Origin of the sequence: Pseudomonas sp. BT76 TE3572 (genome assembly GCF_050435365.1) — a bacterium.
Taxonomy (GTDB): Bacteria; Pseudomonadota; Gammaproteobacteria; order Pseudomonadales; family Pseudomonadaceae; genus Aquipseudomonas; species Aquipseudomonas fluorescens_W.
On record NZ_JBNDKE010000001.1, the window covers coordinates 6,420,501 to 6,442,768 of the forward strand.

General features: G+C 49.8%; 20 protein-coding genes. 17 read left to right on the forward strand and 3 right to left on the reverse strand.

Annotated elements, in window-relative coordinates:
* Positions 1-88: 88 nt before the first annotated feature.
* A complete protein-coding gene (gene asnB / locus ABH912_RS29355; protein ID WP_033056060.1) occupies positions 89-2,086 on the reverse strand; it encodes an asparagine synthase (glutamine-hydrolyzing) in 1,998 nt (665 codons plus the stop codon).
* Between the two features lie 65 nt (positions 2,087-2,151).
* Positions 2,152-3,156: a Rieske 2Fe-2S domain-containing protein gene (locus ABH912_RS29360; protein ID WP_050482788.1), complete on the reverse strand. Its 1,005-nt coding sequence runs from the start codon at positions 3,154-3,156 to the stop codon at positions 2,152-2,154.
* 1,236 nt (positions 3,157-4,392) lie between these two features.
* Here ABH912_RS29360 and ABH912_RS29365 point away from each other — a divergent pair.
* From ABH912_RS29365 to ABH912_RS29425, 13 genes are all read left to right on the forward strand, one after another.
* Positions 4,393-4,638, forward strand: a complete 246-nt coding sequence (locus tag ABH912_RS29365; RefSeq protein WP_033056061.1) for an acyl carrier protein — start codon at positions 4,393-4,395, stop codon at positions 4,636-4,638.
* A gap of 11 nt (positions 4,639-4,649) precedes the next feature.
* Positions 4,650-5,396, forward strand: a complete 747-nt coding sequence (locus tag ABH912_RS29370; protein WP_429512393.1) for a hypothetical protein — start codon at positions 4,650-4,652, stop codon at positions 5,394-5,396.
* A gap of 32 nt (positions 5,397-5,428) precedes the next feature.
* Positions 5,429-5,734, forward strand: coding sequence for a phosphopantetheine-binding protein (locus ABH912_RS29375; RefSeq protein WP_033056063.1), 306 nt, complete (start codon positions 5,429-5,431; stop codon positions 5,732-5,734).
* The gene (locus ABH912_RS29380; protein WP_050482789.1) at positions 5,731-6,180 is read left to right on the forward strand and encodes a 3-hydroxyacyl-ACP dehydratase FabZ family protein; all 450 of its coding nucleotides are present in this window, start codon (positions 5,731-5,733) and stop codon (positions 6,178-6,180) included. The genes ABH912_RS29375 and ABH912_RS29380 overlap by 4 nt, the downstream gene beginning before the upstream one ends.
* The gene (locus ABH912_RS29385) at positions 6,180-7,181 is read left to right on the forward strand and encodes a beta-ketoacyl synthase N-terminal-like domain-containing protein (protein ID WP_050482790.1); all 1,002 of its coding nucleotides are present in this window, start codon (positions 6,180-6,182) and stop codon (positions 7,179-7,181) included. Before ABH912_RS29380 ends, ABH912_RS29385 begins: the two co-directional genes overlap by 1 nt.
* A 36-nt stretch (positions 7,182-7,217) precedes the next feature.
* Entirely contained in the window at positions 7,218-8,189 is a 972-nt protein-coding gene (locus tag ABH912_RS29390; protein ID WP_082459051.1) for a Rieske 2Fe-2S domain-containing protein, read from the forward strand.
* Between the two features lie 150 nt (positions 8,190-8,339).
* The gene (locus tag ABH912_RS29395) at positions 8,340-8,645 is read left to right on the forward strand and encodes an isochorismate lyase (RefSeq protein WP_033056094.1); all 306 of its coding nucleotides are present in this window, start codon (positions 8,340-8,342) and stop codon (positions 8,643-8,645) included.
* Entirely contained in the window at positions 8,646-10,058 is a 1,413-nt protein-coding gene (locus ABH912_RS29400) for an isochorismate synthase (protein ID WP_050482791.1), read from the forward strand.
* A gap of 83 nt (positions 10,059-10,141) precedes the next feature.
* Positions 10,142-10,990, forward strand: coding sequence for a metal-dependent hydrolase (locus tag ABH912_RS29405; protein ID WP_429512395.1), 849 nt, complete (start codon positions 10,142-10,144; stop codon positions 10,988-10,990).
* Between the two features lie 103 nt (positions 10,991-11,093).
* On the forward strand, positions 11,094-12,926 hold the full coding sequence (locus ABH912_RS29410; RefSeq protein ID WP_429512397.1) for a non-ribosomal peptide synthetase: 1,833 nt from the start codon (positions 11,094-11,096) through the stop codon (positions 12,924-12,926).
* 16 nt (positions 12,927-12,942) lie between these two features.
* Entirely contained in the window at positions 12,943-14,124 is a 1,182-nt protein-coding gene (locus ABH912_RS29415) for a beta-ketoacyl-[acyl-carrier-protein] synthase family protein (protein ID WP_050482792.1), read from the forward strand.
* A 48-nt stretch (positions 14,125-14,172) separates the two neighbouring features.
* Positions 14,173-15,426, forward strand: a complete 1,254-nt coding sequence (locus tag ABH912_RS29420) for a hypothetical protein (RefSeq protein ID WP_033056069.1) — start codon at positions 14,173-14,175, stop codon at positions 15,424-15,426.
* On the forward strand, positions 15,423-17,012 hold the full coding sequence (locus ABH912_RS29425) for a (2,3-dihydroxybenzoyl)adenylate synthase (protein WP_033056071.1): 1,590 nt from the start codon (positions 15,423-15,425) through the stop codon (positions 17,010-17,012). The genes ABH912_RS29420 and ABH912_RS29425 overlap by 4 nt, the downstream gene beginning before the upstream one ends.
* 145 nt (positions 17,013-17,157) lie before the next feature.
* Here ABH912_RS29425 and gltA read toward each other — a convergent pair whose 3' ends face one another.
* Positions 17,158-18,447 (reverse strand): citrate synthase, encoded by a 1,290-nt coding sequence (gltA, locus tag ABH912_RS29430; RefSeq protein WP_008148584.1) that lies wholly within the window; start codon positions 18,445-18,447, stop codon positions 17,158-17,160.
* A gap of 363 nt (positions 18,448-18,810) precedes the next feature.
* Here gltA and sdhC point away from each other — a divergent pair, with 363 nt between their 5' ends.
* The 4 genes from sdhC to ABH912_RS29450 are packed head-to-tail and all read left to right on the forward strand — an operon-like array spanning position 18,811 to position 22,042.
* Positions 18,811-19,185: a succinate dehydrogenase, cytochrome b556 subunit gene (gene sdhC, locus ABH912_RS29435; RefSeq protein WP_082459053.1), complete on the forward strand. Its 375-nt coding sequence runs from the start codon at positions 18,811-18,813 to the stop codon at positions 19,183-19,185.
* A complete protein-coding gene (gene sdhD / locus ABH912_RS29440; RefSeq protein WP_033056073.1) occupies positions 19,179-19,547 on the forward strand; it encodes a succinate dehydrogenase, hydrophobic membrane anchor protein in 369 nt (122 codons plus the stop codon). The genes sdhC and sdhD overlap by 7 nt, the downstream gene beginning before the upstream one ends.
* Positions 19,548-19,550: 3 nt before the next feature.
* Complete coding sequence (sdhA, locus tag ABH912_RS29445) at positions 19,551-21,326, forward strand: succinate dehydrogenase flavoprotein subunit (RefSeq protein ID WP_033056074.1); 1,776 nt, start codon at positions 19,551-19,553, stop codon at positions 21,324-21,326.
* Between the two features lie 11 nt (positions 21,327-21,337).
* Positions 21,338-22,042: a succinate dehydrogenase iron-sulfur subunit gene (locus ABH912_RS29450; RefSeq protein WP_008148594.1), complete on the forward strand. Its 705-nt coding sequence runs from the start codon at positions 21,338-21,340 to the stop codon at positions 22,040-22,042.
* Positions 22,043-22,268: the final 226 nt, after the last annotated feature.

The window sequence follows — 22,268 nt, forward strand, 5'->3', positions numbered from 1 at the left end:
TTTCGAGGAAATCAGGGGGTACAGGAAATTTCAGAGGTGGCCCCCAACAAATGGGCGGGGGACATGCTGCTGTTGGAGTCGGATGGATTCAGTCAACCTGCACGGGTGCGTAATGATCAGGCGTCGTCTGGTGGTGGTTTTTGCTATTACGCACGCTAAATTTTTTGCTGGAGGCCAGTCGAATATCGAAGTCCTGGACATATTGCTTTTCGAGAATTTGCACAGTCAGCACATAGAGCAGAATGTTATTAAGTTTTTCTCTGGCATGGGCCGGTATGAATTTTGTTCTTATCAGCCTCAACAGCAACCTTATGGAAAACACCGAAAACAGGCCGCTCTTGGCAATTGCTGCTGACGAAAGATAAGTATCGATTAAGTACGCCATCTTTTCCGAGCGCTGAGGGCTAACCCAGATAGGTGGCGTGATGTATGGCCACTTCTTACGGGCATAGACCTCTTCGGTGATGTCATCCTTGACGACTTCGCGCAATATGTATTTTTCAACACCCTCCTTGATTTTAAGGCTGTTGGGTAACTTGCACGCCCAACTGAAGAGATGATGGTCAAGGAAGGGGGTTCGACCTTCCAATGCGTGGGCCATTTCCTGTCGATCACCTAGATTGGACAGAATGAACGGAGACAACAGTCCTTTAATGCTGAACATCTGCAGCTTGTTTACAGGCTCCAGGTGCTCGGTGTCTGCTCGGTTGATACGCTGCTTGAGTCGATCCATCGGAGACCCGCCTAGCAGAATGGCCCGCTTGCTTTTGACAAAGATGTTTCGCAGAAAACGCTGAGCCCGCGGGGCAAACAGATCAATCATTTCGACTTGAGGAACGAATCCCAGCTCCCTGGTGATCAGATGCTCAGATTTTTTTTGCGCGCGAGAGAGCTTTTTGCTGGTGCGTCCATAAGCATGACTTGATAGACCCTCATTTCGGTTCTTGAAATAGGCATACCCCAAGAACAGCTCATCAGAGCCTTCGCCGGTCAGTACGCAGGTCACATGTTGGGCTGCCAGTCTGGACAACAGGAACTTGCCTACACCGTTATAGTTCACGGCAGGCATTTCACTGAACCACAGACAGTCCTCCAGATTGTTCAGCAGGTCGGCTTCTTTGCATTGTATTTTGTAGAAGTCAGCACCGATTCTGGTGGCCATGCGTTCGGCAATGGCGGCTTCGTCGTAACGCTCGTCTTCGTTGAAGGAAATCGAAAAAACCTTTAGAGGAGTTGGTGAAAGTCTTGCAGCAATGGCCGCGATAGCTGCCGAGTCCAGCCCTCCGCTCAAGTAGATCCCCACAGGCACGTCGGCGCGCAATCTTAAAGCGACTGCTTTTTCGAGCCGTTCCTTCAGGCCTTCAAGTACGCTGGCCTCGTTATGGACTTCAGGGTCTGTTGCATCGGGCAATAGATCCAGCTCCCAGTACACATTCGTTTCAACAGCACCCTGTGCCAAGTCGACAGTCATCAATGTTGCAGGTGCAACGGCCTTGATACCTTCAAAGATACTATCCATGGGAACGAAGCTGAGCATGTCGCGAATGCCCACCAGATCCAAGCGTGGTTTGAGAATGCCGGCAGCAAATAGCGCCTTGGCTTCAGAAGCGAACGCAATCTTAAACCCGTCGGTTTGGTCCAGATGATAGAAGAGCGGTTTGATGCCAAAGCGATCTCGGCAGACATACAGTTTGCGTTGGGTTTTATCCAGTAACAGGAATGAAAATTCGCCACGTAGAGACTGGGTAAAGTCGATCCCGTCACGTTCATACAGATAAAGAATGACCTCTGAATCCGAGCAAGACGAGAACACGAAGCCGTCGGCAATCAGCTCGGCACGAAGGCGTTCATGGTCATATATTTCACCGTTGCAGATCAGCACCTTATTCTTGTCCCGACTGATCAGTGGCTGGCCACCGGCTTCAACATCAATAATGGACAGTCGTGTATGACCCAGAACCAGCTTTTCCTGAGCATCAATGTAACTGCTTCTACCGTCTGGACCACGATGATGCAGCGCATCCAGGGCACGTTCTATGGCATTGGAGTCAATGTCGTAGCCCAGTGATGAAAATATTCCGCACATAAGCATTCACACCGTAAGTGAGAGATAGGTAGACAACGAAGTGAAGAGGTTGCGCAAGTCTGTGCTCAGGCGTCACCCAAGTAGATGCGTTCAAGCATTTTTCTATGAATAACAAGGGGCTTATCGTATTTTCCGAGGCGGGTACCATTCAGCGCATACGGGAGATGGGAAAGTTTTGAGGAAAACTTTCCGTCAGCCTCAAACTCTTTCTTGATGAATTTGAGGATGAAACCCCTGAAGTGGTTTTGAAAGAACGCGGATTTGGCGTCTTCGGTCTTGCCGAAAACAAAGCTATAGAGGGTTGTACGATTTTTGGTGTTAGGTACAAAGAAAATAGTGGTTTTTATCCGTCCGCCAATACTCGCCTGGGTCTCTTTATTGGTAACCCATGATTCGTAGGTGCTGCGGATCGGATCAAAAAAAGTAATGAAGCGATTATGAGAAATATCGCCGGGCTTTACACCGGTAAGGAACATCAGAGGAAATTTACGAATCGGGCCGCGATAGTAGTTTTTGGTACAGGTATCACTCTGCTCGAACTCATATTCAACGTGCTTCGCACCTTCTCGATCCCAGCCGAAGGTTTGATGAACATACGGAAAATGCTCGTCTTCAGAAAAATTATCCAATGCGACATGCAATGGGCAGTCGAACACCGTCGGGAACTCACCCAAGAATGTGTATTCGGGATCCTCAAACTCGGGAAGGTCGGTTGCATGTTGGCCCCCAACCCAGATAACGCCGTTGCGCAACAGCGTCTTGAGTACGGGAATACTGCACTTCTTACCTTCGGGGGCTGAAGGTATGGTGCCCACTCCGTCCTTGTTGAAACTCCAACCGTGATAAGGACACTCAATGGAACCGTCAGCCAGAACCTGACCCAAAGAGAGGGGGGTAAAGCGGTGTGGACATTGATCAGGCATTGCGACTATCTCATCGTCCACACCTCGAAAGAGAACGATTTTGAAGTCGCCGACCTCCACTTGGACCGGTAGTTTTTTGAGCTTCTTTTCTTCGAAAACGGGGTGGAAGTGTTTGGAAATACTCACCCAGGAAAAATCTACAGCCATTTCAATCCTCCTTAATTGATGCTCGGCATACTGCCGATTTTCGATGCCAAAAGATCGAAAAGAGGGCCTTGGTCCATGTTGGCCGCGGCAAAGCATAGACGCTCGCCTGAGAATGACGCAATACACCATGTCAAAAAAATTAAAAAGGAGGATTGAAGATTTTTGTACTGTGCGATATTTCTAATACCCTTCCGATTAGTGTTGATTAGACGTCATTTTATTTTTCTAAGTACATGTTAATTAAAGAAAAAATGTTAATTATTGGGGGGTTGTATACAAAAAATATTGCACCTGAACAGGGGTTTTCGAAAGAGGTCGAGCGGACTTGATAGTTAAGCGGGCCGGGGCTTGTAGCGCTGCCGAGAAAAATATTGGCATTTTTAGTTGCAAAAATTGTGGCGCGATGGTTACGCTGAATATAGAAAGTATTGGCACGGAGTAGCCAGTAATCATCGCGTTTCAAACGAAATTCTAGTGCTTGTTAGTGAGCAGTTTACAATTAGCAAGAACCGTGCTTTGGAAACAAAGGAAAATTTTACTGTGTGTGGGTATTGTTTTTTAGTGATGAACTTGTTGGTACGTTAGTGCTGCATAGATAGTGTGGCGCAGGCGCTTTACGCGATTGATTGAGAAAATGATTTCGAGAGACGAGAAATTGACCTATGATCGTCAGACTTAGCTAAGACGCAAATTAAGGTCAAGGTTCGTTTGCAGCAAACTCTATCAAGGATTGATAAGGACGGCTCTAAATGCAGGGATGCAGAAAAGTATATATATTGTTCTATGGCCCCGTGTTCGACAGTGTCGGCCGGCTGGCGACCCTCCCGTTTAGCCCTCCTATTGTATTCCCTTGCTCTCAAGATTGCTCTCGCTGGCAGACTATTGATTTTAATTGGCCATTAATAGCTCGGGCGAGGCTATGTCCTTGAATACATTCTTGCGTCTTCTGTGCTCTCGATTTTCATCTGGGCGCGAGTGCCTATTCCAGTCTGATGCGTGCTTGGTGAGAAAAGACTATCCGGTTAGCAGAGATGGCCAATTAAATTGGTTTGAACGTCAGCGACTGAATATTATTAAGTTTATGCACAGCTTGTAATCCTTGCAGGATACATCGCACGACTTTACATCGAACTCATTTAAATCGTCGGCTCTTATTGGGCCATTCGGTGGACCTTGGGTATTGCGGTTTATAGGTGTTGGTTGATTTATCTAATGACAGAAGTGAGGTAAGCGCTGGTGAATTCTGCTCAAGTACAGGAAGAGGTCAGTCTTTTGTGGAGGAAGGTTTTGCCCGAAGGTGAGTTTGATCAGTATTCAGATTTTATAAGTGCAGGCGGGAACTCATTGAAGGTGATTAGCCTATTTGTACAGATTATGAAAAAGTTCAACGTTAAACTAGAAATAAAGAATTTTGCTCGATTGAACACCATTAACAACCAGGCTGACTTTATTTCAAATGAAATTCGGAGGCGCAACGCTTGAACGGGACGAAAATGGACAGTGCCATTGCGGTGGTAAATCCACCAAAAATCCCCAAAACCTACAAGGCCCTGTTTGAGCGCGCAACAACCGGTAGCCTCGTTGAGGGCGATCTGGAAATAAAATATTACCAATGGCCAGGGGCACGGACTACCTTGTGCTTGCATGGTTCTAATGGCAATTCTGCACAGTTTGGAAAATTGATTTCTCGGTTGGTGAGTCGAGGGCAAGGCGTGGTCGCGGTGGATATTCCTTCGCACGACGCTCGTGGACGGTTTATTCCTTCCAATAATATTGGTCATGGGTTGATTGCATTAGAAAAAAAATGCGGAGAGTTTCATGCTGCGGTCGCTCATTCCATGGCATGTAGCTGGGCACTTTGGGCGCTGAAAAATGGCATGCATTCAAGAAAAGTCGTATGCCTGTCTCCCGCTGCGACTCAGGACTACGTATTTGAACGGTTCATTGCGCTGCAAACGAGTAGCGGCATTTCAATCTCTGAGTTGGAGGAAGAAATTTCGAGATCTTTTGGGGCTTCGTGGCGCGAAAAATACTCAACAATCAACCTTTGCAAGTCATTGCTTGTCGATGCATTGATTTACCACGATCTTGATGACCAGGTAATAGAGTTTGAGCAGGGCGGGAAACCACTCGCACAACAATGGAGTGGTGCGGTACTTCGAGAGACGATTGGCCTGGGTCATGTCGGGGCTTTTCGGAATGAGAAGGTGATGGACGAAATCGCGTTATTTGTTAATTAATCCCTAAATACAAACACCATTGGAGAAACACAATGAGTACCACCGTGAGCAAGAAAGACCTGTACGCCACCATTGAAAAGATAATTTTGCAGTATTGTGATACTGCGGATCTTGGTATTACGGGTATTGATGGTGATGTGAGTTTGACGCAAGAACTGGGTGTCGACAGTGTCGATTTTCTTGATATTGTTTTTGAAATTGAAGATACCTACAAAATTCAATTTCCTTTAGAGCAATGGTCGGCCAATAGTCCCGAAGGTGAGAAAAACGAGTTTAAAATGTCTGCGTTTGTGGACGCAGTCTACAGTCTTGTTGAGACTGAACTGGTCGAAGCATGAAGTTTGAAGTCAATGCGTTGATCGATAGGGTTGTTGAGCTGGCTGAATGGGAGAGCATCTTGTGTATCAGCACGGTGCCAGAACAATCGCCCTTGTTTGATGGACATTTTCCAGGCAATCCGATCGTTCCCGGGGTGTTATTGGTAGAGTCGATGGCGCAGGCGAGTGGCTACTTGTACATGCTTTCATCCGGTTTCGAGCGCATGCCCTATCTGGTCAATATAAGAAGCGCAAAATTTAAGCGCTTCGTTTGCCCGGGTGATGTGCTTGACATTAGTTCGCAACTCACTCACCGAGGTGATGGGTATCTGCTCTATAAAGCGCAGATTCACTGCTCTCAGGTAGTTGCAACTGCAGAGTTCATGCTGCGTCTGATGGACTTTCCAAACGCGGTGCTGAAAGACAGTGTTATCGGATCGGTGACTAAAGCCAAGGAGAATAAATAATGGGCGCCGAAGTTTATATTCTGGGGATGGGTAGTGTGTCGAACATTGGCCCTTTAAGTTCGGACACTATCGATTGCTCGTTCGAGCCGCTTTCCATGTCAGGCGGGCGGGTTGAGGCACCAGATTTCCCTGTGGAGAAGTACATCACAAAAAAGCGAGACATCAACTCTATGGGGTTGGGTCAGAAGCTACTGGTCTGTGCCGCAGGTCTCGCTTTAGAGGATGGAGGTCTTCTGGGGACAGACATTTCTGACTGCGATATCTATATGGCCTCGAAAATCGGGGAGCGCAACGATGAAGTGGACACCGCGATCATGGCCGGGGCCAGCCGTGCAGATCTGGATATCAATACTGAGTTAGCGCGTTTGCGTCCCACCCATTTTCTGGCGGAACTGCCGAATTTGTACTCGGCCAATATCGCGATGATGTTTGGTGCAAAGGGGGAAAGTGTCACGTTCGTCGGTGAAGCTTCTGCGTCGGTTCTTGCAGTTACTCATGCAATAGAGAAACTGTCGAGTGGCCAGGCAACTCGTTCCATCGTAGGTGGTGTATTTAACGGTGCTCAAAAGATTCATGACGAGTATCAGGCGTCGATCAAGGCACGGGCCGAAACCCGCGAATTTATATTCGGTTGTGCCGCGACGTGTCTGGTTTTGAGCCGCGATTCCGAGGGCGCTGTAGCAAAGCTACGCCGCGTCGAGCGATTCAATTTCGACGATCTCGCCAAGCAGGTTCGAGAATCTGAAGCAATGGCTGTGTCGGTTAGCCTTCACCCAGGGGCTGATCTGCCTTCAGGGTGGACGGCTGAAGTGCTGAAAGTACCTGTACTCGATATTGCCCACTATCTGGGCAGTGTCTTCGAGGCAACTCTACCAACACAGGTGCTTCTATCACTGTTGTATTTCAAAAAGACATTAGAGCCTCAACCTGGCCAAAGAGTCTTGCTGATTGCTCAGGTTGGCCATGCGAGGTTTGAAGCTTTCTGTCTGGACGTCTTATAGATAGTTGCATACGACGGGTACTGAGTAGGTATTTCCATGAGTTCACACAATCAGATTTATCCGACACAAAGTCGCTTTCCGTTCAGTTCATATCCTTGTGGATGGTATGGCGTGGCGTGGGTCGATGATATTGAAAACGAATCCATTACAAGTGCGAAGTTGTGCGGAAAAGACATTGTTATTGTGAGTACCCTTTCCGGGCTACTCGCTGTTTATGATGCTCATTGTCCTCATCTTGGAGCGCACCTGGGGTTCGGTGGTACGGTCGTGGGTGAAAATGTTCGTTGCCCCTTTCATGGTTGGGAATTCGATGGGGGAGGCCTCTGTAGCCGTATCCCTTACTATGAAAATCCGATGAAGGTTGGACTAAAAAAGTGGTATTCGCTGGTGCACGCCGGAATGCTTCAAGTCTGGTATAGCGACGCCGCGGAGGAGCCCTTGTGGCAACCCGACCCTGTCGAGGTTGAGGGTTGGACCAAGCCGGTTCTGCGTGAAGACTGTGAATGGACATTAAGAACCCATGTTCAGGAAGTAGCGGAGAATGGCGTAGACGTCGCTCATTTCACGACGGTACACAATGCCGAAGCCATTGGTGAAATAAGAAACCTGTCTCTTGCCTGGCCTCTCGCAAACTGGACCTCCGTAAGTTCGAGTGATATTGGGGGAAAGTCTTCAATCGCTGAAGCAAGTGTCGTGCTGGACGGGCTTGGCCTGCATAAGGTCCAGGTGAAGATAGACGATAGCAAGATCGAGTTCAGGAGCTTTCTATACGTGTCTCCGTACGACTTGGAGCAAGTCGTTATTCGTATGACCGTATCGGTTAAAGATACGGGAGACAGTCGGAAAAATAATATGTTGATCAAATATCTGATTCCTAGACTGGCTACAGAATTGGCCAAGGACTTCGATATTTGGGAAAACAAAAAATACATTGAGCGACCTCCATTAAGTCGAGTGGATGGGCCGATCGGAAAATTTCGAATCTGGTGTAGGGATTTCTACGGTTAGCGCTCAAGGTCAGGACGGCTCACTCACCTGTCGACTCTCCGGTGCTGTAATTAACTTGTATAGCGCTCTATAGAGCTCTAACACTCTTTTTCATAAAGAGATCAAGAGGTTTGCGTGTCAAAAATCATACAAAATACTAGTAAGACAGAGATAAAAACGCCTGGCGACTGTGCTGATTTGGGTGACATTCGTAATGCAATAGATGCTCTGGATGAGCAAATTATTCAAATCATGGGGCAGAGGATGTCCTTTGTTCGGGCCGCCTCCCGATTCAAACCTTCGGAGTCGAGTATTCCAGCGCCGGATCGAGTTGCTCAGATGCTCCCACAACGCCGTGAATGGGCTGAGGTTGCTGGATTGAATGCCGACTTTATCGAGCAACTCTATAGCCAAATCATTAACTGGTATATCTCCGAGCAGATTGACTATTGGCGTCAGCAACGAGGCCTTGCATAAATGAGTATGGTGGACATGGATTTCACTGGTTTGCGCATCTGCTTTGATGAAGCGCACAAAAAAGCACAGGGAACAAATGCACGAGTATTGGCAACGTTTTCGTGCGTAATGGAAAAGCTCGACGCGGTGTCTCTGCTTGAGCGAGCTCAGTGGAGTGACGTGCCTTACGCTTTTCTGGAGTCTAGGCATCCATCTATTAGTATGTTCGGCTGGGGGGACGAAGTTGAGGTTACCGCGTTTGGGGAGAATCGATTCACCCAAGTGCAAGAGGCGTGGGAGGCGCTCTTAGAGAATGCTGTTTCTCATGGTCCGCTAGGTCCCAGGTTGATTGGCGGATTTCGATTCGACGTCAATGGAGAAAGGGACAATAGATGGCAAGAGTTTCCCGATGCCAGGATGACTCTCTACAAGTCGTTAGCCGTACATACTCCAGTGAAAAGTTGGTTGTTGTGTCACTGTTCGATCGGTCCCGATGCTGATCCTGCCGCTTTAGTCGAGGATTTTCGGCGTCACATTGGCAGCATCTACAATAGCACCAAAAAACCAGCGCACTCCTCGTCGGAATACACATTGGTTGACACGCAGGATGATAAACGCTGGCAATCCAAAGTCAGTTCGGCCGTAGAGCAAATACGCCGCAACCTACTCAAAAAAGTTGTTTTAGCACGATCGGTTCAGCAAATACATGATGAACCTCTCAACGTTGCCGCATTGATCAGTACGTTGCGAAACGGCAGTCAGGCTCACCTCTTTGCCTTCCGTCGGTCCAATAGTTGTTTTGTGGGCGCTACCCCTGAGCGGCTGGTCAGTGTGTCGGACGGCAGCCTGCATACACACGCCCTTGCGGGTACCACGCGCAGGGATGACAGCCATCTGATTGATCTTCAATTGGGAGCGGCGTTGCTCGATTCGGAAAAGGAACGGCATGAGCACGCCCTGGTTGTAGAAGCAATTCGTGATTCCCTTGCGCCGTTCGTGTCCGAGTTGGTGGTACCGGAAGTTCCAATATTACATTACTTACCAAAAGTGCAACATCTGAGTACGCCAATACATGCGAGAGTCAAACAGGGTGTTAGTGTTCTGAGTATTGTCGAGGCCATGCATCCGACACCGGCGGTGGCTGGACATGTGCGCGATATTGCACTTGATTATATTCGTGATCATGAACAACTTGATCGTGGGTGGTATGCGGCCCCTTTGGGGTGGGTAGACTCGAAAGGCAGTGGTGATTTTATTGTAGGTCTGAGGTCTGCACTGGTATTGGGTGTTAATTGTTACTTGTTTGCAGGCTGCGGAATCGTCAGTGATTCCGATCCGGAGCAAGAGTACCTTGAAACTTGTCTGAAACTATCTGGTTTGCAAGAAGCGATCGTTCGTAGTGCACAACCCGTCATTAGTGAAATGTCGGCGTGACGGCGTTTGATGAATATGGACAACCGATAGGTCTGCTGGATTAGCCTAGTTATCAATTAGTGTGTTATGGAGAGGTTGGGTCAATGGACATGAATGAGGGCGGTCGTAGTGCAGATTTCGATTTGAAAATGATGTCCCGTCGCTATGATTTTCAATTGGAAGAAGCTCTGGGGCAGGATTGGAATGATGGTGATCAGTTCAAAACCATCTTGGCCAACGCGCTATCTATACCGTTGCCTAGCGGTGAGAAGTTGTTCATTAAATCGGTCAGGCACTATCTTGATCAGATAAACGATGTTGAGCTGAAAGGATTGGTTTCGATTTTCTTCAAGCAAGAGTCTGCGCACACTAAAGAGCATATTTCCTACAATAAACTCATCAGTGAACGGCGCGGCTATAATCTTGCGCTCCTAGAAGCACCCTATAAAAGCCATAATGAATATATCTCAGAAAATGGCGATCCACTTTCATTGTTGGCAACCACCGTTTGTATGGAGCATTTAACTGCAATTGCCTCGCATCTGGTGATTACCGATGAGCGTTGGGTGGGGCGAGCTGATTCGGTAGTAAAGAACTTCTGGCTTTGGCATTCGCTTGAAGAAGTTGAGCATAAGGCTGTCGCTTTCGATGTCTATATGGATGTTTGTGGCGACAGAGATCTTCTTGTTAAGACAATGGACGTTACTGTTGGGCAGCTATGTAAAAATCTTAAATACACCGCCTGTCAGATGTACATGATGGAAGGTGGGAAGCCTAAAGAAATCAAGGCATGGCTGGAGTCTTCGGCTGTTTTGAACGCAGAAGATGGTCTGCTGAAATTGATGGAGCGTTATATTAAAGATTTCTACCGGGACGATTTTCATCCATGGGATCACGATAATAGCTATTTGATCGCATCGGTAGCAGCCCATCTGGATGACGCGATGCGCTGAGTGCGTGCGGGTTAGTTATGTGTATGGGGTCGGTTTGAATTGATTCACATGTTCATACAGATTTTTATCGGTGCAATCAGGCGTGTTTCGCAGGGGTATTATCATGTCGGCAAAAAATAAAAGCAGGGATCTAAGTTGCTATTTAAGTGATCAGGTATTGCGCGCTCCACACGCACTGGCATTGACCGATGGGGATACGACTTATGATTATCTTGCGCTTGGTAAGAAAGTAGAAACTCTCGCGGAGACACTACGGACTGTTATTCAAAAAAAGCACGGGCGTGTTGGGGTATATCTGAGCGATAAGATGGGTGTTTTTTTGGCCATGCTGGCAATATTCAAGGCTGATCTCGTTTATGTGCCCATCGATGTCCATCTACCCATAGAGCGTTGCCGATACATTATAAAAGACAGTGACTTGGCCTATGTCATTACAGATGATAAAAATTTATATGCGCTTATCGATGGGGATGCCAAACTGCTTTATTTGGATGCGTGCGGGCTAAGTGGGTTTGATAACTTCCCCCTGGATGCTGAATTCCAGGAGAAATCCAAGCGGGTCGAAATCGATGATGACCCGGACAAGATTGCTTATATTTTGTACACGTCAGGCACCACGGGAAATCCGAAAGGTGTGGAGATGTCTCATCGCGCTATTCTCAATCTGATCGACTACCAACTTGAGAGCGATGCGTTGTTTGGCGTACCGATGCGTACACTTCAATTTGCCTCCCCCGGCTTCGATGTCTCCTGCCAGGAAGTATTGTCTTCATTGGCGTGCGGGGGAGAGCTAGTCATCATTCCTGATGATGTGAGAAAGGATACAAGCCTACTCTTTGAATTTATCCACCATCAAAAAATTGAACGAGGATTTCTTCCGTACTCAGTGCTGCAAACCTTGGCCATCGAGTACGAACGACGTTCTGATTTCAATCAGGGCTACTTGAAGCATTTGATAACGGCTGGTGAGCAGTTATTGATGACTAAGGAAATCTCCGGTTGGTTGACGCAACTGGGGTGTCGATTGATAAATCATTACGGTCCTACGGAAACGCATGTGGTGACCACATATACCAGTGACTTGCCCTTTTCTTCATGGCCTTATCGTGCACCTATTGGTACGCCGATTTTCAATGTTGTCGCTCTTGTTCTGGACGCGTCTTTAAACGTCTGTAGCACCGGTACAGAGGGTGAACTTTATATTGGAGGTGTGTGCCTGGCTAAGGGATACATTAACTTGCCTGATGAGAGTGCCAGCAAATTTGTTGTGTTGGATAGGGGGGGCGCTCAGCTTGAGAGATTTTACAGGACGGGTGATATCGCCGAGCTCAACGAAGAGGGGGATCTCTTGTATAAAGGGCGGCGGGATACACAGGTAAAATTGAATGGCTATCGTGTCGAATTGGGGGAAGTGGAAGCCAGGTTAAAGACCTCTAAATCGGTGAAGGAATCAATTGCAGTTGTTAAACAGCTGGGTGAGTCCTCTGATGAAAATATTTTAATCGCGTTTGTGGTGCTCAATAATACGGTGCCGCAGGAGTCCCTGAATATAGTTGAGCTGCCCGCCAATTCTCTTGCCGACGTGCTTGGAGTTCTGCCGGATTTCATGGTGCCAAAACGTATTTATTCGATCAGTAGAATACCATTGACGAATAATGGAAAGCTCGATAGACGTATTATCGATCAGGAGTTAGAGAGTATGATAAATGTTTCTACTCTCGTTTTTGATGAGAAGCAAAGTCTCGTGGCGGATCTATTTTCAAGGTTGTTGAAAACGTCAGTTGTAAGTGTGGATAGCAATTTTTTCGAGTTGGGCGGTAACTCTCTTTTAGCGATAAAATTTATAAAGCTGTTAGAGGATGAGCGGAGTGTCAGGATAAATTTGACCCGCTTCTTGAGAAATCCCACTGTTTCCTATACGGCCTCATTAATATAATTAGATGGATGGTGTTATGACTAATAAAGTGGTGGTAACTGGGGTTGGCTTGAGTACTTCAGTTGGTAAGGGTGTTGCTGAAAACTGGCAGTCGATGACGGCTGGGAAGTCAAATTTCAAGCATTCCAAACGATTGTGTAACAAGAGTATTCGCACCTCATTCGCAGCAGTTGATGACAGGTTTGAAAGTGAACGCAACCCACGGGTTATTATAGAAACCTACATAAAAGAAGTTGTTGCAGAGGCTGCATTAGCTACCGGTACTGAGCATTTTGATCGCATGTATTATTCCTTGCCTAGTGGAATGTACTATTGGCATGAGCGCCTTGTTGCATTGAAAGACAACAGTGCTTCGGGGCCAAATGCGTTCGAAGAGTTTTCTTCGGAGGAAGGTTTGTCCTCATATTTTTATGATACCTACAGCCTTTCGCAATATCCGGCGGTTATCGCTACGGCCTGTGCATCTTCGGCATCAGCCATTCAATTGGGTTACGAGGCGATTATGCGAGGGCACGCCAAGCGAGTTATCGTGGCTGCTGCTGATAGCTCTATTTATGATGAGACAGTTACCAAGTTTAACAATCTTTCAGCGCTATCAACGCGTAATGACTCACCCGGCACGGCATGCCGCCCATTCAGTCAGACCCGTGATGGTTTTGTTATCGGGGAAGGGGGAGGGTGCATTGTTCTTGAAAGAGAGGATATCGCTAAAGAAAGGAATGTGGAAATACTCGCTTACCTGAGCGGTTGTGGTAATACGACGGATAATGTTCACCGCACAAAGGGGGATCCTTCGGGTAGCGGCATTAAGGATTGCATACTGAAAGCCATTTCAGACGCCGGGTTGACGCCGGGGCAAATCAGTTGCGTCAACGCACATGGGACCAGCACACCTGAAAACGATCGAATGGAGATTAAGGTCGTTAGTGAAGTGCTGGAAAAAGGTGTACCGATAACGTCTGTAAAGTCGATGATTGGGCATACCGTACACGCTGCTGGGGTCATAGAGGCGATTGTGTCGGTTTTGAGTTTAAAATATCAAGTAGTGACACCAACGCTAAACTATGACGATAGTTTGTTGGGTGAAGGGGTTAATATCGTAAGTTCCAGTGTTTATGGTGTTGATATAAAGCATATCATATCGAACTCATTTGGTTTCGGCGGGCAAAACGTTTCAGTTGTCTTTTCCCGGATCTAGTTTTTTGATGGGCTGCGCGTGGTCATTCATTACATAGCGGGAGGCGAGATGATTGTTGCGGGAGAGAGGAAGCTGGCACCACTTTTATTAAATGGTATTGATTTGATGCTTGAGTCCTGGGCTGACTATGTGATGGTCTATCCCTACTCTTTGGATGCCGAAAAATTTATTTCGTGTTTAAAGTCGGCACTTGATATCAATCCGTACTTTTCTGGACGAAAGTTCTCTAAAGATGGCCTTGAAGTTTTCATTAGCGGTGCAAACGAAGGTGTTTTGCTGGAGGTGCAGGAGTTTGATGAAAAATTGCCTTCGGCTTTTTTACGTAACGAATATGACGGCTTTGAGCTTTTTTGTGATCGTACCTTCAGGGAGCAACATAGACTTTCGCGCTCCAGTTTCAAACACCCGTTATTTCAACTGAAACTTTCTATGTTCCAGGGGGCGAGCGTACTAGGTATCAGTGCGTGGCACTCGCTGACGGACGGTTCGACTTTTTTTAACTTCATCCAGCTGATGTCGAAGTTGTATCGTGGTGACGAGGTCAGTGAGCTTCTCCCTGATTTTTCCCGCCTCGATCCGGGAAGTTGTAATGAGGCACCGGATGCAGTTGTTGATCTCTGGTCGCCTTCCGAAACTCTCAGGGGGGGCGTGACGTTTGCCGAAGTAACCTTCATTTTGAACGAGGGATTCATAAATGGCATTGTCGGTGATTTCGACTGCGTAGGGTTCATGCGGTATGACTACATAATTGCTCACGCCTGGAAGCACATCGTTGCCAGCATGGTGCTTGATATCGATAGCCATGTATCGCTTTATCCCGTCTACGATGCGAGGCAGTTGACCTCGATGGGGTCTAACTACGTCGGCAACTTGTTGTGCTATCCCTCTATTCAGCTCACGAGCAGTGGCATCGCCGGCATGGCGCTGGATGAGTTGTCCGATTTAATTCGAGAAGGCACCTTTGATCTCGTTGTCAAAGGTGATGATCTATTGGCTGAGCTTCAGGATGTAGCCACTTTTACACAGCAGAATGCTCGGGGACGTTATTTGCTCGCGCCCCTTTATGAAAGCTTGAACGGTAACGGTTTGCTGTTCAATAACTTGATGGCCATGCCCTATCAGCGGTTCGATTTTGGTATGGGTGGGCCTTCACACATTGATGTTCCTCTCTCGGACCCTATACGGTTTGTGCAGCTGTTGCCGTGCCCCCATCAACCTGGTTGTCTCGTGATGAAGGTTAATCTGCCGGAAGTGGAGTTGCGCCTGTTCTCTGAAAATTATCAAAAGGAATTGTTTGAATGAAGTCGCTTACTCCCCGTGCTGATTTCGAGAATTACATCAGAATGAAAGCCTTACCCGAGGCTGACTTGTCTTCCTCGTTGACTGGTTGGGTAGAAAAGTATTCGGATCGCATAGCTTTGAAAGATGAACATCGGCAGCTTTCGTATGCCGGATTGCTTCGCGAGTCGACAGGTTTTGCTCACTGGCTTTCGGCGCACGGTTTGCAGGCTGATGATCGAGTGCTTGTGCAGTTGCCTAACTCGGTCAATTTCTTTGTCGTGCTGTTTGCGGTCATCCGTGTGGGGGCGTTGCCAGTCCTTGTGCTGCCTGGGCATCGTGCTCATGAAGCCAAGGGTGTTCATCAAACAGCAGGTTCCAGTTTCTATATTACTCAACGTGAGCATGATGGTTTCGGCTATGAAAGTATTGCAACTGCCCTCGTTGGCGAAGGATTGCCACGAGAAGGGGTTGTCTTTGTAGATGATCTTGATTTTTCGGCGTTGGCCGCTGTCAGCGGAACTGACACCTTCCCCATGCCAGCGATCGACGACGTAGCGTTGTTGCTTTTGTCTGGGGGGACGACAAATACCCCGAAATTGATTCCACGGACTCATGCGGACTATGTCCTCAATTTCTCGGAGATGGCAAAAGCTTGCCTACTGGATCAGTCGTCACGCTATCTATGCGCCGTTCCTGTTGCTCATAACTTTGCGCTTGGGTGTCCAGGTGTCCTTGGCGTATTGGCGGTGGGTGGCTTTGCCTATTTATTGCCACGCCCCGACATACTGGATTTTGCGGAGGTGGTTACCCGGGAACAAATCACGGTTACTGCATTGGTTCCAGCGCTTGCAGAGTTGTTGATCGAATACCTTGAATTAGGTGTTGAGGGATTTTCGAGTCTCATGCTTCTTCAGGTTGGGGCTGCCCGGTTTTCGGAAGTATCTGCACAGAAATTACGAGCGCTACTCGATTGCGAGCTTCAGCATATCTACGGTATGGCTGAAGGCTTGCTGTGCTTTAATCGTCGATTTGACCCGCTTTCGCTGAAAGTCTCCACTCAAGGTCGGCCATTGAGCATTTTTGACGAACTAAGGGTTGTAGATGAGCAGGGGCAACCAGTGATTGAGGGTGAGGTCGGTGAGTTGTATGTGCGCGGGCCCTATACGATCAGAGGGTATTACAACAATGAAGAGGCCAATCATACAGGCTTTGATCCGGATGGCTTTTACAAGACGGGCGACTTGGTCAGGCTCGATCACGGAAACAATGTTGTCGTGGTCGGGCGGGCCAAGGAGCAGATCAATCGTGCTGGCGAAAAGTACTCCCCGGCGGATACTGAGAAGGTCATGCTGGCTTGGGATCGTGTAGTCGGATGTTCCATTGTTGGCATCGAAAACATCACCGAAGGGGACAAGGCGGTATTTTTCATTCGTTCCAGTGGTGAACATGTTACCCGGGAGGACGTTTGCCGTTATCTGGAGGCTCAGGGTGTCGCCGGCTATAAATTCCCGGACGAGGTTGTCATGGTTAATAGCCTTCCACTCACCGCTGTGGGCAAAATCGATAAAAAACGTCTGGTTGCGAGCTATGCGGTAGCACAGGATTGATGAGCAGGATTGTTGCGTGATTCAGCAGTCGAGGATTGAGATTGCACGACAAATTTCTCGTTCTGATTTGTCGGGGCCAAAAAAACCCTATTCGAAAGAATAGGGTTTTTTGGCTTTCACTATCAGGCTTTTGAATAGCCGTTTGTTACTTTCTGTCTTCCAGCTTGGTGATGTCACGCGACTCGTAGCCGGTGTACAGCTGGCGCGGACGGCCAATCTTGTACGGGCTGGAGAGCATTTCTTTCCAGTGGGAGATCCAGCCGACGGTCCGCGCCAAAGCGAAGATCACGGTGAACATGCTGGTTGGAATGCCGATCGCCTTGAGGATGATCCCCGAGTAGAAGTCGACGTTCGGGTACAGCGAGCGTTCGATGAAGTACGGGTCGGTCAGGGCGATCTCTTCCAGGCGCATGGCCAGTTCGAGTTGCGGATCGTTGGTGATGCCCAGTTCCTTCAGCACTTCGTCGCAGGTCTGCTTCATGACGGTTGCGCGTGGGTCGCGGTTTTTGTAAACCCGGTGACCGAAGCCCATCAGCTTGAACGGATCGTTCTTGTCCTTGGCCTTGGCGATGTACTTGTCGATGTTCGACACATCGCCAATTTCATCGAGCATGGTCAGAACAGCTTCGTTCGCGCCGCCGTGGGCAGGGCCCCACAGTGCAGCGATGCCGGCGGCGATACAGGCGAACGGGTTGGCACCCGAAGAACCGGCCAGGCGTACGGTGGACGTCGATGCGTTCTGCTCGTGATCGGCATGGAGGATGAAGATCTTGTCCATGGCGTTGGCGAGTACCGGGCTGATCGGTTTGATCTCGCACGGGGTGTTGAACATCATGTGCAGGAAGTTTTCCGCGTACGTCAGGTCGTTGCGCGGGTACATCATGGGTTGACCCATGGAGTACTTGTAAACCATCGCTGCCAGGGTCGGCATCTTGGCAACCAGGCGGATCGCGGAAATTTCGCGATGCTGCGGGTTATTGATGTCCAGGGAGTCGTGGTAGAAGGCCGAGAGGGCGCCGACTACGCCGCACATGACGGCCATTGGGTGGGCGTCGCGACGGAAACCGTTGAAGAACGTCTTCAGCTGCTCGTGAACCATGGTGTGGTTCTTCACGGTGCTGACGAACTGGGCCTTCTGTTCTGCGGTCGGCAATTCGCCGTTGAGCAGCAGATAGCAGGTTTCCAGGTAGTCCGACTTTTCAGCCAACTGTTCGATCGGGTAGCCGCGGTGCAGCAGGATGCCGTTGTCGCCGTCGATATAGGTGATCTTCGACTCGCAGGAAGCTGTCGACATGAAACCAGGGTCAAAGGTGAAACGGCCCGTGGCCGTCAGGCCCCGAACATCGATAACATCGGGACCAACGGTGCCGGTTAAAATGGGCAGCTCGACGGGGGCTGCGCCCTCGATGATCAACTGCGCTTTTTTGTCAGCCATGTGGCCTCCTATTTATGCTTGAAATCATCAGACAGACCCCCCACGCAGGGCCCGCACCACTATAGTGAGATAAATTCGAATGTCAATTTGCCTAAAGTCTTGCTCCAGAAGGCTTTAACCGGACTTTTTCCTCGAAATTGCCTGCCATTTACGCCTTTTATCCGACTTGTGCAATGAGCTATTAGGGGAAGGTGAACGCGTTGTCATTAGTAGCCTAACTGTCTATACTCGGCCTCCGACCGCCAGGGGCTTTTGGGCCTGCGTTACTGGGGGTCGCACTCCCTGGGTGGTGGGTACCTGACCAGTGCACTCCCCAACAACTTTGCCCTGATTGTTAGGGGCTCTTCAGTGTGAAAAAAAGCCGTGAATAGCCAACGACCTGTAAACCTAGACCTTAGAACCATTAAAGTCCCTATCACAGCCATCACGTCATTCACTCACCGTGTCTCCGGCATCATTCTGTTTCTCGGCCTTGTAATCATGCTTTATGCATTGAGCAAGTCGCTGGGATCGGCAGAAGGGTTCGCCGAGGTGAAAGCGTGCATGACCAGTCCGCTGGCCAAGTTTGTAACTTGGGCTTTGCTGTCGGCGCTGCTGTATCACATGGTGGCCGGTGTGCGCCATCTGATCATGGACATGGGTATCGGTGAGACGCTGGAAGGCGGCAAACTGGGCTCCAAAATCATTATCGCCGTATCCGCGGTGCTGATCGTTCTGGCAGGAGTATGGATATGGTAACTAATGTCACGAACTTCTCGCGTTCGGGTCTTTATGACTGGATGGCGCAACGTGTGTCTGCGGTCGTTCTCGCGGCTTACTTCACTTTCCTGATTGGATACCTCGTTGCGAACCCGGGCCTTGGCTACGACCAATGGCATGCACTGTTCTCAAACAACTGGATGCGTATTTTCAGTCTTTTGACCCTTGTTGCCCTGGGTGTTCATGCCTGGGTCGGCATGTGGACTGTTGCGACCGACTACCTTACGCCAATGGCGCTCGGCAAGTCCGCAACCGTAGTGCGTTTCCTCTTCCAGGTAGTATGCGGCGTTGCGATGTTCGCCTACTTCGTCTGGGGTGTGCAGATTCTTTGGGGTATCTGATTCATGGCTAACACAGTTAATACACTCACGTTCGACGCCATTATTATTGGCGGCGGCGGTGCCGGCATGCGCGCTGCTTTGCAGCTGGCACAGGGCGGTCACAAGACTGCCGTGGTTACCAAGGTTTTCCCGACTCGCTCGCACACTGTATCCGCCCAGGGTGGCATCACCTGCGCTATCGCGTCCGCTGATCCGAACGATGACTGGCGTTGGCACATGTACGATACCGTCAAGGGTTCCGACTATATCGGTGACCAGGACGCTATCGAATACATGTGTTCAGTAGGTCCGGAAGCGGTCTTCGAGCTCGAGCACATGGGCTTGCCGTTCTCCCGTACCGAACAAGGCCGCATCTATCAGCGTCCGTTCGGCGGTCAGTCGAAAGACTTCGGAAAAGGTGGCCAGGCTGCCCGTACGTGCGCCGCTGCCGACCGTACCGGTCACGCACTGCTGCACACCCTGTACCAGGCCAACCTGAAGGCCGGCACCGTATTCCTCAATGAGTACTACGGCGTCGACCTGGTGAAGAACGAAGATGGTGCCTTTGTCGGCATGATCGTGATCTGCATCGAAACTGGCGAAACTTCCTATATCCGCGCTAACGCCACCGTACTGGCGACCGGCGGTGCAGGCCGTATCTACTCGTCCACCACCAATGCCCTGATCAACACCGGTGACGGCGTCGGCATGGCTCTGCGTGCTGGTGTGCCGGTACAAGACATTGAAATGTGGCAGTTCCACCCGACCGGCATCGCCGGCGCCGGTGTACTGGTTACAGAAGGCTGCCGCGGTGAAGGCGGTTACCTGATCAACAAGCACGGCGAGCGTTTCATGGAGCGTTATGCTCCGAACGCCAAAGACCTTGCTGGTCGTGACGTTGTTGCTCGCTCGATGGTTAAAGAAATCATCGCCGGCAACGGTTGCGGTCCGGATGGCGACCACGTAATGCTGAAACTCGATCACCTCGGTGAAGAAGTTCTGCACAGCCGTCTGCCAGGCATCATGGAACTGTCCAAGACCTTCGCCCACGTCGATCCAGCCGTGGCGCCGATTCCGGTCGTTCCAACCTGCCACTATATGATGGGCGGCGTTGCCACCAACATTCATGGTCAGGCAATCACCCAGGACGCCGACGGCGTTGACCAGATCATTCCTGGTCTGTTCGCAGTGGGCGAAGTGGCGTGCGTATCGGTTCACGGTGCCAACCGTCTGGGCGGCAACTCGCTGCTCGACCTGGTGGTATTCGGCCGTGCGGCCGGCCTGTTCCTGGAACAGACCCTGAAAGAAGGCGTCGACTACACCCGCGCTCGCCAGTCCGACATCGACGCTGCCCTGGCACGTCTCGATGGCCTGAACTCGCGTACCGAAGGTGAAGACGTCGCCACCCTGCGTAAAGAACTGCAAAACTGCATGCAGAACTACTTCGGTGTATTCCGTACCGGCGAATACATGCAGAAGGGTATTGCCCAGCTGGCTGATCTGCGTGGCCGTATCGCCAACGTCAAGATCAACGACAAGAGCCAGGCGTTCAACACCGCTCGTATCGAAGCTCTGGAATTGCAGAACCTGCTGGAAGTGGCCGAAGCTACCGCCATCGCCGCAGAGATCCGCAAAGAGTCCCGCGGCGCTCACGCCCGTGAAGACTACGAAGACCGCGACGACGAAAACTGGCTGTGCCACACCCTGTACTTCCCGGGTGACAAGCGCGTAACCAAGCGTGCTGTGAACTTCTCGCCGAAGACTGTTCCGACTTTTGAACCTAAGATTCGGACTTATTAAGGGTGGCCGCCATGTTGCAAGTCAGTGTTTATCGCTACAACCCTGATCAGGACGCTGCGCCGTTCATGCAGGAATTTTCGGTCGATACCGGTGGTAAAGACCTGATGGTGCTGGACGTGCTGGCCCTGATCAAAGAGCAGGACGAAGGTTTCTCCTATCGTCGCTCTTGCCGTGAAGGTGTTTGCGGTTCCGACGGCATGAACATCAACGGCAAAAACGGTCTGGCGTGCGTCACGCCGCTGTCCGCTGTCGTAAAAGGTAACAAGCTGATCGTTCGTCCTCTGCCAGGTTTGCCGGTTATCCGTGACCTGGTCGTCGATATGAGCATCTTCTACAAGCAATACGAAAAGGTTAAGCCATACCTGCAGAACGACACGCCGGCTCCGGCCATCGAACGTCTGCAGACCCCTGAAGAGCGTGAAAAGCTCGACGGTCTGTACGAGTGCATCCTGTGCGCTTGCTGCTCGACCTCTTGCCCGTCCTTCTGGTGGAACCCGGACAAGTTCCTGGGTCCAGCTGCTCTGCTGCAAGCGTATCGCTTCCTGGCAGACAGCCGCGACACCAAGACTGCCGAGCGTCTGGCTTCGCTGGATGACCCGTTCAGCGTATTCCGCTGCCGCGGGATCATGAACTGCGTCAACGTCTGCCCGAAAGGCCTGAACCCGACTAAGGCCATCGGTCACGTACGTAACATGCTGCTGCAAAGCGGCGTGTGATTCAGCTGCTGTAAATGTAGTACCGCTGTACCCGTAGATGCTACGGCGCAGGCTTCAACCGGCGCCGTAGTTTTAACCTGAGCAGCAGCTCACAAAGCTGCGGCTCTTATTTTGAAGAAATGAGACAAGCAGGGGCATCCGGGCTGGTACCCGGACTATCAGCGTGATCCTAAGTGGCTTGTTTTAGTCGCTGCATTCGGACTTCTGCAAGCGTGCTCGGTGTCGA

Excerpts from the sequence above, each read along its gene's own strand:
- sdhD (WP_033056073.1), top strand. The coding sequence starts at position 19,179 with ATGGTAACTAATGTCACGAACTTCTCGCGTTCGGGTCTTTATGACTGG.
- ABH912_RS29425 (WP_033056071.1), top strand. The coding sequence starts at position 15,423 with ATGAAGTCGCTTACTCCCCGTGCTGATTTCGAGAATTACATCAGAATG.
- ABH912_RS29385 (WP_050482790.1), top strand. The coding sequence starts at position 6,180 with ATGGGCGCCGAAGTTTATATTCTGGGGATGGGTAGTGTGTCGAACATT.
- ABH912_RS29390 (WP_082459051.1), top strand. The coding sequence starts at position 7,218 with ATGAGTTCACACAATCAGATTTATCCGACACAAAGTCGCTTTCCGTTC.
- ABH912_RS29360 (WP_050482788.1), bottom strand. The coding sequence starts at position 3,156 with ATGGCTGTAGATTTTTCCTGGGTGAGTATTTCCAAACACTTCCACCCC.
- ABH912_RS29410 (WP_429512397.1), top strand. The coding sequence starts at position 11,094 with ATGTCGGCAAAAAATAAAAGCAGGGATCTAAGTTGCTATTTAAGTGAT.
- asnB (WP_033056060.1), bottom strand. The coding sequence starts at position 2,086 with ATGTGCGGAATATTTTCATCACTGGGCTACGACATTGACTCCAATGCC.
- ABH912_RS29415 (WP_050482792.1), top strand. The coding sequence starts at position 12,943 with ATGACTAATAAAGTGGTGGTAACTGGGGTTGGCTTGAGTACTTCAGTT.
- ABH912_RS29405 (WP_429512395.1), top strand. The coding sequence starts at position 10,142 with ATGGACATGAATGAGGGCGGTCGTAGTGCAGATTTCGATTTGAAAATG.
- ABH912_RS29370 (WP_429512393.1), top strand. The coding sequence starts at position 4,650 with ATGGACAGTGCCATTGCGGTGGTAAATCCACCAAAAATCCCCAAAACC.
- ABH912_RS29380 (WP_050482789.1), top strand. The coding sequence starts at position 5,731 with ATGAAGTTTGAAGTCAATGCGTTGATCGATAGGGTTGTTGAGCTGGCT.
- ABH912_RS29450 (WP_008148594.1), top strand. The coding sequence starts at position 21,338 with ATGTTGCAAGTCAGTGTTTATCGCTACAACCCTGATCAGGACGCTGCG.
- ABH912_RS29400 (WP_050482791.1), top strand. The coding sequence starts at position 8,646 with ATGAGTATGGTGGACATGGATTTCACTGGTTTGCGCATCTGCTTTGAT.
- sdhA (WP_033056074.1), top strand. The coding sequence starts at position 19,551 with ATGGCTAACACAGTTAATACACTCACGTTCGACGCCATTATTATTGGC.
- ABH912_RS29420 (WP_033056069.1), top strand. The coding sequence starts at position 14,173 with ATGATTGTTGCGGGAGAGAGGAAGCTGGCACCACTTTTATTAAATGGT.
- ABH912_RS29375 (WP_033056063.1), top strand. The coding sequence starts at position 5,429 with ATGAGTACCACCGTGAGCAAGAAAGACCTGTACGCCACCATTGAAAAG.
- gltA (WP_008148584.1), bottom strand. The coding sequence starts at position 18,447 with ATGGCTGACAAAAAAGCGCAGTTGATCATCGAGGGCGCAGCCCCCGTC.